Below are 13,176 nucleotides of genomic sequence, written 5' to 3' on the forward strand. Positions count from 1 at the left end.
CGGGACATCCAACCAGCGGTTTCGCACGAACGCCCGCCCGATTCAGGGGTCAGGCGTGCTGTCATCTTCAGCTGTCGTCGGCGCGGTTCGGCAACTCTGGGAGCACCCCTCGAATCGAGCGGTGTCGATGGGGGAGAAGGGCGTCGGGGGCACGCCCGCCAACGCGCCGATCATCGTGTCCTTCCAGATCGGCCCGGGAAGGGTGGCACCCGCCACCGCCCCGTAGTAGCGCCCGCCGATCGTCACCCCGGTCAGCTTGTGCTTCTGGGAGCCGCGCGGGTCCCCGATGCTCACCGCCGCCGCCAGGTCCGGGGTGAACCCGGCGAACCACGCTGACGCGTAGTCGTCAGTGGTGCCGGTCTTGCCCGCCGCGTCGCGCCCGATGCCCCCGACGTCGCGCATCGTGCCCTTGGTGAGCACGCCGGACAGCACGTCGGCCGTCGCGTCGGCGATCGCGGGGTCGAGCGCCTGACGGCACTTCGGCCGGTACCGGGTGGCCTTGCCGTCGCGGTCGGTGACCCGGGTGATCGCCGTCGGCGCGCAGTACTTGCCGCGTGCCGCTATCGCCGCGTACGCGGTGGCCACGGTCACCGGGTCCATCTCGTTGATGCCGAGCGTGAACGTCTCGTACTCCTGCAGCTTCCGCCCGTCCGAGCGGCGGATGCCCAATGACTTGGCCGTGGTGACCGTCTCGCAGAGCCCGGCCCGCCGCTCGAGCTCCATGAAGAAGGTGTTCACCGAGGCCCAGGTGCCGGTCCGCAGCGTCTTCCACCCGGGGGAGCCTTCGTCGTTGGTGACCGTGTGCGTCGGGTCGCCGATGTTCTCGCCCTTGCAGTTCTTGAACGTCGAATAGCCCGGGGCCCGGTATCCGGCGCCCGCGCTCAGGCCGTCGTCGAGTTTCATGCCGTTCTTCAGCGCGCTGATCAGGGTGAAGGTCTTGAACGTGGAGCCGGCCTGGAACCCGGCGCCGCCGCCGTGCACGGCGTCCGCGACGAGGTTGTAGGAGATCTCGTTCCTGGCGCGGTCGACGCCGTACGGCCTGCTCGCGGCCATGGCCTTGATCGCGCCAGTGCCCGGCTGGACCAGCGCCTCGGCGGCGACGGCGTCGTCGGAGGCGTACACGTACTTCCTGATCGCCCGATCCGCGGCCCGCTGCATGGCGGGGTCGATCGTGGTCCTGATCGTCAGGCCGCCGCGGTTGAGCATCGCCAGGCGCGCCGCGGCGGTCTTGCCGAAGTCGGGGTTGCTGAGGATCTCCTGCCGGACATACAGGCAGAAGTACGGATATTTGCTGGAGTCGCAGCCGCCGGGGAGCTTGGTGCCCTTGTAGCCGAGTTTGGTGGCCTTCGCCGCGGCCGCCTCGGCCGGGGTGATCTTGCCCAGCTCGGCCATCCGGTTCAGCACCACGTTACGGCGGTTCAGCAGCCTCTCGCGGTGCTTCCTGTCGATGTTCGGGTCGGTGGCGTTCGGGTCCTGTACGGCCCCCGCCAGCGTCGCGGCCTGTGGCAGGGTGAGCCGATCGGCCTTGACGCCGAAGAACCGCTTGGCCGCCGCCTCGACGCCGTAGGCACCGGCCCCGAAGTACGCGATGTTCAGATATTTCCCGAGGATCTGGTCTTTGGTGTACTTCTCCTCGACTCCCATGGCGTACCGCAGCTCGTTCAGCTTGCGCGTGTAGCTGGCCGCAAGGGCCGCGTTCCGCTCCGCGTCGGTGTCGGCGGAGTTGAGCAGCACCTGCTTGACGTACTGCTGGGTGATGCTGGACCCGCCCTGGCTCACCTTGCCCGCCCGCAGGTTCTTGGCCAGCGCTCGTACGGTGCCCTCGATGTCGATCGCGCCGTGCTCGTAGAAGCGGTAGTCCTCGATCGAGATGATCGCCGTCTTCATGACCTCGGCGATCTGGTCGAAGCCGACGATCTCCCGATACTCCTCGTAGAAGCGCGCGATCTCGCCCCCCTTGGCGTCCTGCACGATCGTGACCTCGGCCGGCGGCGGCTCGACGAGGGCGACCGGCTTGAGCTCCGCCTCGCCCACCGCCGACACGAACCCGAGCGCCGCACCCCCCACGGCCGGCACCGCGATCCCCGCCATGAGCACACCCGCGGCCACCCCGGCCGCAGTGAGCCGTACGATCTTCGTCCCCCGACGCGCCATCAAAGCCTCTCTTGGTCAGCAGAGGGCAGGAGCAAATCAGAACCGGGCGGATGATGTCTAATAGCGCTATTCGCCCGGAATCGATATCCGATTCTGTATGATCCCTGGTCAAAGGGCAGGCGGGCGAGTTGAGAGGCCGTGACCGGATTCGAACCGGCGTCCACCGCTTTGCAGGCGGTTCCCTGAACCACTCGGGCACACGGCCTAGCAGACGAACGGTCAGGCGCCGGCGCGGCGGGCCAGACGCTCGTCGAGGTGCTCCAGGCCGGACACGAACCAGACGTGATCACCCTGGTTCGTCTCATGAACGAAGTCGCGCAAGGCCGAGCTCGCCGCCGTGTGCCGGGAGATGTCCCCCACGATCACCAGAAGCAGCCGGTACGTCGTGAACTTCTGCATGATGTCACCCGCGACCCGGGTCCGGAGTTGGAAGAAGGCGTCGTCGAGCCGTTCCGCCGGAATGACGATCACCTCGGCGCGCTGCCCCCACGCCTCGCCCACCAGATCGGTGGCGGCGCGTTCGTCCTTAATGGGTTCGCCATTAGGGGCGCACGAGAGAACACGGAATCCCTGAATAAGGGAAAGCGTTTCAGGCATGACGATAACCACTCTCTCGAAAAGGGAAGAAAGCTAAAGGTGTGCGCGCGACGTCATTCGACCGCGCAGCGAGAAACCGCCTGTGGGGCGGTGGGCATGGAGGGGTTGCGCGTCAGGCGCGACAACAACGACAACAGGACGAAGCGGCCGGATCGCAGGCGGAGCAGGCCATCATGGCTGCTACCTTCCTGTCCATCGTCCGGCTCCTGACCTTCGTCTTCAGGCGGTCGGTGAATTCACGCCTGTTCGTCATTTCCAAAACGACAATAGCGACGGATATCGGCGACGTCAATCGCCGCGACTCGCGAGAAGGATCAGCGCCTGCTTTCGAGGACCGACTTCGCGTTCGCCATGTCGTCGGTGGCGATGACGATCCGTACACCGCCGAAGGTCGTGTAGGCGAGGTCGATGTTGACGTTGGCGTCAGCGAGCTGCCGGGTCAGGTCGCCAAGGGCGCCCGGATGGTCGTCCATGTCCGCCACGAGTACGGAGCGCTCGTCGGCGATCCCCATCCCGGCGCCTTCGAACGCCTGCCGGCATCTGGTGGCGGCCTCGTCATCGACGAGCACGTGTACGACGCCCTTGCCCTCTCCGGTGAAAGCCGCGAGACCTTGGATGTTCACGCCCGCCTCGCCGGTGATCCTGCCGAGTCGGGCCAGCTCACCCGGCTGATCATTGAGGATCACAACAATATCTGTTGGCATCGTCCGCCGATCCTCTCACTAGACCTCAAATGCGACAAAGCGCATGTGAGGCGACATTAATGAGGAAATTTCCCACTAAACGGCAACGTATTGAGCCTTTGGGCAAAGCTTGTCCGGCGCATATCCCACCCGCGACCATAGGCACGTGAACCCACAGGCGTTCTACCGCGACCCGTACCCCGTCTACACCGAGGCTCGCCGGACGCAAGGGCTTACCTTCGTACCCGAGCTGGACGCCTGGCTGGTGAGCAGACGCGAAGACGTACGCGAGGTGCTGGGCAATCCTGAGCAGTTCTCGTCGGCGGGCGCGCTGCGGCCCGACTACCTGCCGAGCAAGACCGCGCTCTCGGTGCTGAGCCAGGGGTTCGGTGGCGTCCGGACGGTGCTCGGTGCCGATGGCGACGCGCACCGGCGCCTGCGCCGCCCCCTCAGCAGAGGGCTGTCGTCCGCCAAGGTGACCGCCGCGCTCCCGTTCATCACCGAGCGGGCCGAGGCGCTCATCGGCTCCTTCGCCGGTGACGGTCAGGTCGAGTGGATGGCCGCGTACGCCAGGCCACTGCCCGCTGCCGTGATCGGCCATCTGGTCGGCCTGGACCCCGCCGACGCGCCTGGCGCGATTCGCGGGGCGCAGGGAGCGGAGAGGCTGGTGTTCACCGAGCTGACGGAGAGCGAGCAGGTCGAGGTAGCGGAAGAGATCGTGGACATGCAGCGGCTCCTCGACGGCTACGCCCGCGCGCGGAGGAGGGCTCCGCGTGACGACCTGTTCACGGAGATGGTCCGCGACCTGGCCCCCGGATCCGAGGACCTCACGCTCGACCAGCGCAAGGAGATCGTGTCCAACGTCCAGAACCTGCTGCTGGCCGGCCACCTGACGACGACCGCGCTGCTCGGCACCGTGGTGCTGAACCTGCTGCGCGATCGCCGCCAGTGGGAACTGCTCCGCGAGCAGCCGCGGCTCATCGCCGCGGCCATCGAGGAGGCACTCCGGTTCGAGGCACCGGTCCAGGGCTTCCGGCGTACGGTCACCACCACCGTGACGCTGAGCGGCACCGAACTGCACGAGGGCGACGTGGTCTTCGTGTCCTTCGCCTCAGCCGGCCGCGACGCTGACGCCGCCGCACGGGCGGACAGCGATGTGCGGGCGGACAGCGATGTGCGGGCGGACGGTGACGTGCGGGTGGACGAGTTCGACATCGGCCGGGAAGCCTTTCGCCACCTGTCCTTCGGTCACGGTCCGCACGGGTGTCCGGGCTCGCAACTCGCCAAAGAACAGGTCCGGATATCCCTGGAAATCCTGATCCGCGAACTCCCCGGCCTGCGCCTGGCCCGCACCGACATCACCATGGCCCCCACCCTCATCCACCGCTCTCCCGAGGCGCTCTTCCTCGCCTGGTGAGAAGGCGCCCGAACTCCGGTTCCGAAGTCACGCTGAGTTACGGTTCGCGCCTCGGATGAGTAGGCGGAACGGGGTTGCTCGAACGGGAAAATCCCCAGCTCATACTCCTTTTTTCGGGAGAGTGTCGTGCCATGGAGTAGCGCTTCGCGGCGATTACCATGTGTGATGATCGCTTTATCCTCGCACGCCATGGCTGCCCCCTGCGGACAGTGTCTCTCCGAGGTCATGACCGCTGAGGACTTTGACCTAAGGAGCGCGCATGTCCATCGTAAGATTCACGACCCTTGCCACTGCCCTGGCATTCGGAGCCGCCCTCACGACAGGGGTCGGTGCGCATGCCGACGCCCGCCCTGTCGTCAAGCAGACGGTAGCCAAGGCACTTTCGGGGACGACGACTCAGCGGATCGCTTCCGGGAGCACGGCGCCGGGAATGGGTTGGCAGCTCTACATAAACAACTCGCCCGGCCTCTACATCGACGTGGACACCACGTCCGCGGGCTTCAGGGGCACTCCCGTCTACACGGTCTCGGTCGGCGGCACGGATCACCAGTTCGAGCTGACGGGAACCAGCACCGTTTACCACCCCACCGCGACCGGATTCCGCGTTTATATCCGTTGGAGCGAGAGGGACATCCCCCCACTCACCGTCGCCGACGCGGAGACTTACGGGTGGTACGTCAACTGGATCGGTGTCGACAACCCGTAAGTACTCCCATAGTCACACCTCCGCTTGCCCAGTCGGCTCGGCAAGCGGAGGGACGGGGTGCGGTCAGCAGCGATACATCCGCAGTAGACAGATTCCACCCAGATCTGTCACCATTTCCACCATGATCGTAGGAAAGGACGACGCCACCTTCATCTGGTGAGCGCTCCCGAGCAGCGGGAAGCTGCCGCAATCCGCGAAGAATGGCTGGGTTCGACGCTGTCGACCATGCCCGCCGACCGTCCGGCCAAAGAGGCCGCCATCTCCGAGCTCTACCACCTGATCGGGCTCGCTCCACCGCGTTTCCACTGGGTCTCGTCACCGCTCGCGGCGCTGGAGACCGTCCCACCGGGCCTACGGCCTTCGGAAGCCGCCCGGCACATGTCCGAATGGCCGCTGCTTCGTCAGCTCTCCACCCTGATGAGGCAGCTGTGCCTCGAACTCGACACCCGGGTCAGATGGGAGCCGATGGACCGGCTGATTCGCCGGGAGGTGGTCGGCCCGCTCGCGCGATCCACCCAAGATTCGCTCCTCGTGCCGGTCCGGGCGGCGCATGACTTTCGGGAACGCCGGATGAACGGCTGGTACGGCGTGCAGTGCGTCTCCTGGATCGCCCATTACGACGCCCTCCGTCGAGCGGCCGGTGTGGTCTTCGCGACCGAGCGGGCCAGACAGCTCGATCTGTGGGCGGCAGCCGCCAGGTCAGGCGGCTGGTGGTGGCCTCGTGAAGGCGTGTGCGTCATCTCCGAACGGCCCGTCGCCCTGCACACGGAGGTGTGGAGCGACGACGGCGAAGTCCGGCTGCACTGTGCCGACGGCCCGGCGGCGCGCTACGCGGACGGGTGGGACGTGTACGCCTGGCACGGCACCCAGGTGCCCCCCTGGGTGATCACGGGTCCGGACGTCCAGCGGATCGCCCAGGAGGCCAACGTCGAGGTCAGGCGGTGCGCGATCGAGCGCATCGGCTGGAGCTCGTACATCGAACAGGCCGGCCTGCGGCTGGTCGCCGCCGCGCCGGACCCCGGCAACCCCGGGTCGGAACTGCGGCTGTACGACATGCGCAAGGAGACCAAGGTGCTCCTCGCGGTCAACGGGTCCGTCGAACGCGACGGGCACCGCCGCCGGTACGGGCTGACCGTGCCGGGGTTCCTCGACGACCCGCTCGAAGCCGCCGGCTGGACCTACGGGCTGTCCGCCGAGCAGTACTCCCTTCTCGTACGCCGAACCTGAGGTGATCTCCATGACTGTGACTCTCGCTTCCCTCTCCCAGCAGACCGGACTCGCCGTGCTCGACCACCTCGAGCAGACGGTGCGCATCCCTGTCGTCGACGGGCTCCAAGCCCAGGGCGACCTCATCGTCATCCCGCTCTCCGTCGTCGCGTCGTCCGTACGGCCATGGAACCCGACTACCTGGACGGACGTACCGCCCGAAGGGGTCGAACTCCTGCGTGGCGCGGCCGGCGGCAACCCGCACACGCTCGTCGCCGACCCGGGCACCTGCCGCTGGACGGTTGACGTGATGGACTCCGACCGGCTGGCGATCGGCATCTTCCAGACCTCCGCCGTCGCCTACCTGCTGCATCCCGAACACGGGGGCACGGGCTGCACGCCGGGCACGTACGTCATCCGGCGGCAGCGCGAGCACGAGGGCCAGAGGAGCCGCCTCGTGGCGGACTGAATCCACGCCGACACCCCTGCGGCGCGCGATCCCGGTGCGCCGCAGGCGGTACCCGATGATGGAGGGGCAAGTGTGGACAGTCTGCGGGAGGTTCGGTGGAACTCGGGTTGAGGGACAAGGTCGCCGTCATCACCGGTGGCAGCTCCGGGATCGGCCTGGCCGTGGCACAGGGGCTCGCGGCAGAGGGCGCGCATCTCGTACTCGCCGCCCGTGTCGGCGACCGCCTGGAGGAGGCGGCGCGCGGCATCCGCGAAGCCCACGGCGTGCGCGTGGTGCCCGTCCCGTGTGACGTGGCGACCGCGGACGGCACGGCGACGCTGATCGAGGCGGCCGAAGAGGGCTTCGGGGGCGCGGACATCCTGGTCAACAACGCCGGAGCCGGGTCCAACGAGACCATACTCGAGGCCCCGGACGAGAAGTGGCAGGCGTACTGGGACCTGCACGTCATGGCGGCGGTACGGCTGGCCCGCGGACTCGTGCCCGGCATGCGGCGGCGCGGTGGCGGGGTGATCCTGCACAACGCGTCGATCTGCGCCGTCCAGCCGCTCTGGTACGAACCCATCTACAACGTGACCAAGGCCGCGTTGATGATGTTCTCCAAGACGCTGTCGACGGAGGTCATCGACCACAACATCCGGGTGAACTGCGTCAACCCCGGCCTGGTCCTCACTCCCGACTGGGTGAAGACCGCCAAGCAGCTGACCGCGGACAGCGGCGGGGACTGGCAGGCGCACCTCGACGAGGTCGCGCGGGAGCACGCGCCGATCAAGCGGTTCGCCACCCCGGAGGAGGTGGCGGACTTCATGGTCTTCCTGTGTTCGGAGCGGGCCGGCTATTCGGTCGGCTCCACGTACTTCGTCGACGGCGGGATGCTCAAGACGGTGTGAACCGGGGGTCAGGTGAAGTGCGCCTCGGCTCGCAGCCTGCCGGAGGTGTCCTGGACGCTCAGCTGCCCCGACTCCGGCGAGCCGGTGACGACGAACGGCTCGCCCTCGAAGACGGGACGGCGCAGGCGGTAGGTCAGTCCGGTGATCCGCCGCCCCAGAGCGTGCCGTCGGGGCAACTCGGCCATGAGAACGGCGAGCAGCGGGCCGTGCACGACGAGGCCGGGGTAGCGCTCGACGTCGGCGCAGTAGCGCTGGTCGTAGTGGATGCGGTGGGCGTTGGCGGTGAGCGCGCTGAAACGGAACAGCAGCGGCGGAGTAGCGGTAACCGCAAGCCGCCACGCGGCATCAGCATCCGCAGGACTGGCGTCAGCGCCAGCCGAGGCGGGGGCGGAGGCAGCGGCCGGGGCCGGCTCTCCCGGTTGCGGAAGCGTCCCGCCGGGAGTCGCTCCCTCAGCCGGCGGAAGCGTCTCGCCGGGAGCCGTTCCCTCGGTCGGCGGGTCCGAGCGGTAGACCAGGTCCTGCTCGTCGACCAGCCGCAACTCCCCACCCTGCCGGTACTCGTACCGCACCGTCACGAACAACAGCTCTCCCGTCCGCCCCTCCTTCGGCGTGACAGCCGTCAGCTCAGCGGTCCGTACGGCGGGCCGCCCCATCTCCAGCCCCCGCCGCGCCCGCATCCGCCCGCCAGCGATCATCCGCCGCCGATGCGGGATGGGCGGCAGGAAGTGACCCTCGGCCAGATGGCCGTCGAGGCCGAGGGCGGCCTGTGGCGGCCACTCCAGGAAGTACAGCCACTGCCACGGCAACGGCAGCGCCTCACCGGCGGTGGGTGGCGCGTCGAGAACCGCCGCCAGGGCCGCCGCGGGCTGGGGCGAGATGACGTCTTCGCTGGTCACGGGCTTGGGTTGCCAGTCGCGTAGGTAATCCAAGAGTGTCATTCGCCTACCACCTCTTGAGCGCGCGACCGGGCCACCACGGCAGCGGTTCGCCCGGCACCTCATCTGTACGAGGCTATCGGCGAGGCAGGCGACGAAGGGCAGGTGGTCGCCCCAACTGGTCCGGACAGGCGGCAGGTGGTGACCCCAACTGGCGGAAGAGCCGTCTCGACAGCCCCGGGGACGGTTAGTGTCACTCCGGACACGAGGAGTGATGATGACCATGCTGGCGCGGGCCGTTGAGCTCAAGGCCGAGCTGATCCACTTTGCCACCTCAGGCAGGTTCGAACGCGAGCTGAGCGGGGTGCTCGATCGGTTCCACGCCGACGACCCGCCCACCGACGAGGCCGCGGCCTTCCTGCCCATCGACTACTTCGCCCACCAGCACCCGCTGACCGGTGGCGACACGGTCATCGACCGGTTCCTGCGCGAGCGGCCCGACCTGGCCAGGGCCGAGGTGGAGCTGCTGTCGAGCTGGAAGGAGGTGGTCGAGGGGGTGTACGAGGTGCGGGTGGTCGACGGGGCGGCCGTGCTGCTGTTCAACCTCGTGGACGAGCTGGTCTACCGGGCGTTCTCCAACCTGGGCGAGGCGGCGTTCGGGGAGCTGCGGCCAGGGATGTACGTGGTGGGCAGGCTGCTGCCGCTCGGCCTCGACTGGCTGATCAGCGGCACGCCCGCGGTCCACGCCGCCGCCGCGCGTGACACGCTCCTGCCGGTGGCCGCGCACATCGCGCTGGAGCATCCCGACTGGGTGTTCCGCAACCCGGTGCTGCTGGCGCGGGCCAGGGAGTTGCAGAGCGAGCAGCGCCGGTGCTTCATCAGTCACTTCGGGACCGACCTGGTCGTGCTGCGGCCCGCCGAGCTGGCCGACCGCATCCGCGGCTATCTGGCCTACCAGTCGGGTCGCCTGGGCGGCGCGGCGCCGACCACGGAGGAGCTGCCTGTACGAATGGACGGGGCCGAGACGGTGGCCCTGATCTTCGACGAGGTGGCGGGGCTCGGTTACTACGCCGACTTCGCCAAGCTGGAGGAGGTCTTCCTGGACCCCGGCCTGGTCGCCAGGCGGCCTTATCGCGAGCTGGTCAGCTCCTACCTCCGGGGCGACGCCGTCTCGCCGGTGCCGATCCAGCGGCTGGCCGAACGCGATCCCGAGAAGGCCGGCGCGGTCTTCGCGAGACTACTCAACAAGCGCGGCTTCGACTGGGAACGCAGCGGCGAGCTGCTGCTGCGCACCCACAAGCCAGCGCATTTCACCGCCCGGCCGCTGCCCACGGTCATACCGGTCACCGGGGCCATCGCCGAACACGTGGGAGCCGCCTGACAGCACCCGAAGGTCAGGAGGCCTTCTCCTCCGGGAGCGGGATCCACTTGTGCGCCCAGATGACCAGCTCGTCTATGACCGGGCGCAGCTCCTCGCCCATCTCCGTCAAGTGGTATTCGACCCTGACCGGTGAGGTGGCGAGCACTCGCCGCTCGATGAGCCCGGCCGCCTCCAGCTCCCGCAGGCGCCGGGCGAGCATCGTGTCGTTGACCCCGGGGATGGCCGCCTTGAGCGCGGCGTAGCGGTGCGCACCTTTGAAGATCATTTGCAGCACGGCGCCCGACCACCGGGCGCCGATCAGTTCGAGGGCGGTGTGGAACCTGACGCACACCGAATCAATGCTCACGCCGCAGATCTTACCCAACCGCCGCTCCATTTGCTAAGGAATATGTAGTTACTCAATAATGTTGAGCAGCTAGCCGTCTGAGATTGAGGAGCGCCCCATGTCCAAGCCCGTACTGCAGGTGGTCATCGCCAGCACCCGCCCCGGCCGCGTGGGCAGGATGATCGGGGAGTGGTTCTACGAGCGGGCCGTGGCCGGCGGCGACTTCGACGTCGAGCTGATCGACCTGGCCGAGGTCGGCCTGCCCTTCCTGGACGAGCCGAACCACCCCAGGCTCAAGCAGTACGAGCACGCGCACACCAAGGAGTGGAGCGCCATCGTCGAGCGCGGCGACGCCTACGTCTTCGTGACGCCCGAGTACAACCACAGCTTCAACGCCGTACTCAAGAACGCCCTCGACTTCCTGCACCAGGAGTGGCAGCACAAGGCGGCCGGTTTCGTGAGCTACGGCGGCCTCTCCGGCGGCACCCGCGCGGTCAACAGCCTGCGCCAGGTGGTCAGCACCTTGAAGATGATCCCGGTGGTCGAGGCCGTCAATCTGCCGTTCGTTCCGCAGTTCGTCGAGGACGGCACGGTCAAGCCCAACGACGTGATGACCGCCGCCGCCGACGCCATGCTGGCCGAACTCGCCAAGCTCACGGGCGCCCTACGCCCCATGCGCCTCTCGGCCGCCTGACCCGCCCGCTCCGCCTGGCGCGGCGGAGCGCCCGTCTGACCCGCCTGGCCACTCGCCCGTCCCGCGTGGCGCGTCCGATCGCCCGCCTGACCGTCTGACTGCTCGCCTGGCGCGTCCGATCACCGTCCACCCCACCGGCCTCACAGCCTGGCCCGCCCGTCGCGAGCGACGGCGAGCGAGGCCAAGCATCCGGTACGGCCTGCCATGGGCTTGCGGATGCCGGGCCGGTGCGGCAGGCGGGCTTATAGCGGGTTATGTCAGGTCATTCGGGTTATTTCAGGACTCGTCGTCGTTGTCGATCAGGTTGTCGAGCACGCGGGTCACGGCGTCACCCAGTGGGCGGAACGCCTGGCTGAGCGCGTTCGCGAGCGGGCCGAAGATCTCCGTCACCTCGTGGATCAGGTCTTCGGACTTGCTCTCGGGAGGCGCCCAGCGCATCGCGTCGGCGCTCAACGTCTCCCATTCGTCGACGACACCGTCGATGGCGTCGAGAACATGGTCGGGATCGCTCGGCATGGCCCTCCTCCAAAGCGCGGGAGTGGGATAAGGCCACGGTACATCCAGTGCGAAATGTGACGCCAGGACGTCAGGCGAGGGATGGAGACGCCAGGACGTCAGGCGGGGATAGTCGGGACGTCAGGCGGGGATGGAGACGCCCACGCCGCCGCGCGTCTGGCCGCCGTACCTCTCCTTGTCGGCCGCGAGATTGAGCGGCCGGATGCCGCTGCGCGCGGTCAGCACCTCTTCGGTGAGGAGCGAGGCGGGCACCAGCCACGAGACCTCGAACTCCAGGCCGTCCGGGTCGTGCGCGTACAGGGCCTTCGTGGTGGAGTGGTCGGAGGCCCCGGCCAGCGCGCCCAGCTCGCTCAGCTTGGCCGCGATGCGCTCCAGCTCGTCGAGCGTGTCCACCTCCCAGGCCAGGTGGTAGAGGCCCACGGTGGACCGGCCGGCGGTGGACTGACCAGCCTGCTCGCCGATCTGGAACAGGCCGAGGTCGTGGTCGTTGGTCGAGCCGGCCGCCTGCAGGAAGGCGGCGCCGGGCATGCCCATGACCACCTCGAAGCCGAGGGCCTCCCGGTAGAAGGCGACGCTGCGCTCGACGTCGCGTACGTACAGGACCGCGTGATTGAGCCGCTGGACCGGCATGGTGAACCCCTCTCGGCGGAAGCTATCTCCGAGTATATGAGAGTTCAACTAAAATGGGCGCATGACCCGATGGCTGGACGATGACGAGCAGCGCACCTGGCGCGACTTCCTGGCCGCGACCCAGTTGGTGAACGAAGCGCTCGACCGCCAGCTCCAGCGTGAGGCGGGCATGCCGCACACGTACTACATGATCTTGGTGGCCCTCTCGGAGGCGCCGGAGCGTTCGATGCGGATGAGCGAGCTGGCCAACAGGGCGCAGAGCTCGCAGAGCCGGCTCTCCCACGCGGTCGCGCGACTGGAGGAACGCGGTTGGGTGCGGCGCCGCCCCTGCGACTCCGACCGCCGGGGCAGCTTCGCCGCGCTCACCGATGAGGGCTTCGCCGCGCTGGCCGCCGCCGCGCCCGGCCACGTGGAGGAAGTGCGGCGGAGCCTGTTCGACGTCCTCACCCCCGAACAACTGGGGCAGCTCGCCGAGATCTGCGCGGCGGTGCGGAACACGCTGGAGCCGTAGCGCGAACGTAGCGCGAAACGGTGCGGAACACGCTGGAGCCGTAGCGCGAACGTAGCGCGAAACGGTGTGGAACACGCTGAGGCCGTAGCGCGAAACTGTCCCCGCGACGCCGTACGGTTCTCCCG

General features: G+C 68.2%; 15 protein-coding genes and 1 tRNA gene. 8 read left to right on the forward strand and 8 right to left on the reverse strand.

Annotated features, from left to right (window positions below):
- Positions 1 to 42: 42 nt before the first annotated feature.
- From AB0L53_RS09795 to AB0L53_RS09810, 4 genes are all read right to left on the reverse strand, one after another.
- The gene (locus tag AB0L53_RS09795) at positions 43 to 2,154 is read right to left on the reverse strand and encodes a transglycosylase domain-containing protein (RefSeq protein WP_363992524.1); all 2,112 of its coding nucleotides are present in this window, start codon (positions 2,152 to 2,154) and stop codon (positions 43 to 45) included.
- Positions 2,155 to 2,287: 133 nt separating this feature from the next.
- Positions 2,288 to 2,359: transfer RNA gene (locus AB0L53_RS09800), tRNA-Cys, on the reverse strand.
- 14 nt (positions 2,360 to 2,373) lie between these two features.
- Positions 2,374 to 2,763, reverse strand: a complete 390-nt coding sequence (locus AB0L53_RS09805; protein WP_363992526.1) for a DUF4180 domain-containing protein — start codon at positions 2,761 to 2,763, stop codon at positions 2,374 to 2,376.
- Between the two features lie 302 nt (positions 2,764 to 3,065).
- Positions 3,066 to 3,455, reverse strand: a complete 390-nt coding sequence (locus AB0L53_RS09810) for a hypothetical protein (RefSeq protein WP_363992528.1) — start codon at positions 3,453 to 3,455, stop codon at positions 3,066 to 3,068.
- 145 nt (positions 3,456 to 3,600) lie between these two features.
- Between AB0L53_RS09810 and AB0L53_RS09815 the strand changes: the two genes are divergently transcribed.
- The 5 genes from AB0L53_RS09815 (at position 3,601) to AB0L53_RS09835 (ending at position 8,119) form a co-directional block, all read left to right on the forward strand.
- Positions 3,601 to 4,851 (forward strand): cytochrome P450, encoded by a 1,251-nt coding sequence (locus tag AB0L53_RS09815; RefSeq protein WP_363992529.1) that lies wholly within the window; start codon positions 3,601 to 3,603, stop codon positions 4,849 to 4,851.
- Positions 4,852 to 5,110: 259 nt separating this feature from the next.
- Positions 5,111 to 5,557, forward strand: coding sequence for a hypothetical protein (locus AB0L53_RS09820; protein ID WP_363992530.1), 447 nt, complete (start codon positions 5,111 to 5,113; stop codon positions 5,555 to 5,557).
- Between the two features lie 156 nt (positions 5,558 to 5,713).
- Complete coding sequence (locus tag AB0L53_RS09825; RefSeq protein ID WP_363992532.1) at positions 5,714 to 6,784, forward strand: DUF6745 domain-containing protein; 1,071 nt, start codon at positions 5,714 to 5,716, stop codon at positions 6,782 to 6,784.
- Between the two features lie 10 nt (positions 6,785 to 6,794).
- Positions 6,795 to 7,232, forward strand: a complete 438-nt coding sequence (locus AB0L53_RS09830) for a hypothetical protein (protein ID WP_363992534.1) — start codon at positions 6,795 to 6,797, stop codon at positions 7,230 to 7,232.
- Positions 7,233 to 7,327: 95 nt separating this feature from the next.
- Entirely contained in the window at positions 7,328 to 8,119 is a 792-nt protein-coding gene (locus AB0L53_RS09835; RefSeq protein WP_363992536.1) for an SDR family oxidoreductase, read from the forward strand.
- Between the two features lie 8 nt (positions 8,120 to 8,127).
- On the opposite strand, the gene AB0L53_RS09840 is transcribed toward AB0L53_RS09835, so the two are convergent.
- The gene (locus AB0L53_RS09840; RefSeq protein ID WP_363992538.1) at positions 8,128 to 9,057 is read right to left on the reverse strand and encodes a hypothetical protein; all 930 of its coding nucleotides are present in this window, start codon (positions 9,055 to 9,057) and stop codon (positions 8,128 to 8,130) included.
- A gap of 211 nt (positions 9,058 to 9,268) precedes the next feature.
- Here AB0L53_RS09840 and AB0L53_RS09845 point away from each other — a divergent pair, with 211 nt between their 5' ends.
- A complete protein-coding gene (locus AB0L53_RS09845) occupies positions 9,269 to 10,375 on the forward strand; it encodes a hypothetical protein (RefSeq protein ID WP_363992540.1) in 1,107 nt (368 codons plus the stop codon).
- Positions 10,376 to 10,388: 13 nt separating this feature from the next.
- Here the strand turns inward: AB0L53_RS09845 and AB0L53_RS09850 are convergent, their stop codons facing one another.
- Positions 10,389 to 10,721 carry a helix-turn-helix domain-containing protein gene (locus AB0L53_RS09850; RefSeq protein ID WP_358550209.1) on the reverse strand — a complete coding sequence of 111 codons (333 nt, stop codon included), beginning with the start codon at positions 10,719 to 10,721 and terminating at the stop codon, positions 10,389 to 10,391.
- Between the two features lie 97 nt (positions 10,722 to 10,818).
- Between AB0L53_RS09850 and AB0L53_RS09855 the strand changes: the two genes are divergently transcribed.
- Positions 10,819 to 11,394 (forward strand): NAD(P)H-dependent oxidoreductase, encoded by a 576-nt coding sequence (locus AB0L53_RS09855; RefSeq protein WP_363992543.1) that lies wholly within the window; start codon positions 10,819 to 10,821, stop codon positions 11,392 to 11,394.
- Between the two features lie 276 nt (positions 11,395 to 11,670).
- Here the strand turns inward: AB0L53_RS09855 and AB0L53_RS09860 are convergent, their stop codons facing one another.
- The gene (locus tag AB0L53_RS09860) at positions 11,671 to 11,910 is read right to left on the reverse strand and encodes a hypothetical protein (protein WP_357957564.1); all 240 of its coding nucleotides are present in this window, start codon (positions 11,908 to 11,910) and stop codon (positions 11,671 to 11,673) included.
- 120 nt (positions 11,911 to 12,030) lie between these two features.
- A complete protein-coding gene (locus tag AB0L53_RS09865) occupies positions 12,031 to 12,540 on the reverse strand; it encodes a VOC family protein (RefSeq protein ID WP_358550213.1) in 510 nt (169 codons plus the stop codon).
- 61 nt (positions 12,541 to 12,601) lie between these two features.
- Here AB0L53_RS09865 and AB0L53_RS09870 point away from each other — a divergent pair, with 61 nt between their 5' ends.
- Positions 12,602 to 13,051, forward strand: a complete 450-nt coding sequence (locus tag AB0L53_RS09870) for a MarR family transcriptional regulator (protein ID WP_358550215.1) — start codon at positions 12,602 to 12,604, stop codon at positions 13,049 to 13,051.
- Positions 13,052 to 13,176 lie beyond the last annotated feature (125 nt).

The sequence above is a fragment of the Nonomuraea sp. NPDC052129 genome, assembly GCF_040680095.1.
GTDB lineage: Bacteria > Actinomycetota > Actinomycetes > Streptosporangiales > Streptosporangiaceae > Nonomuraea.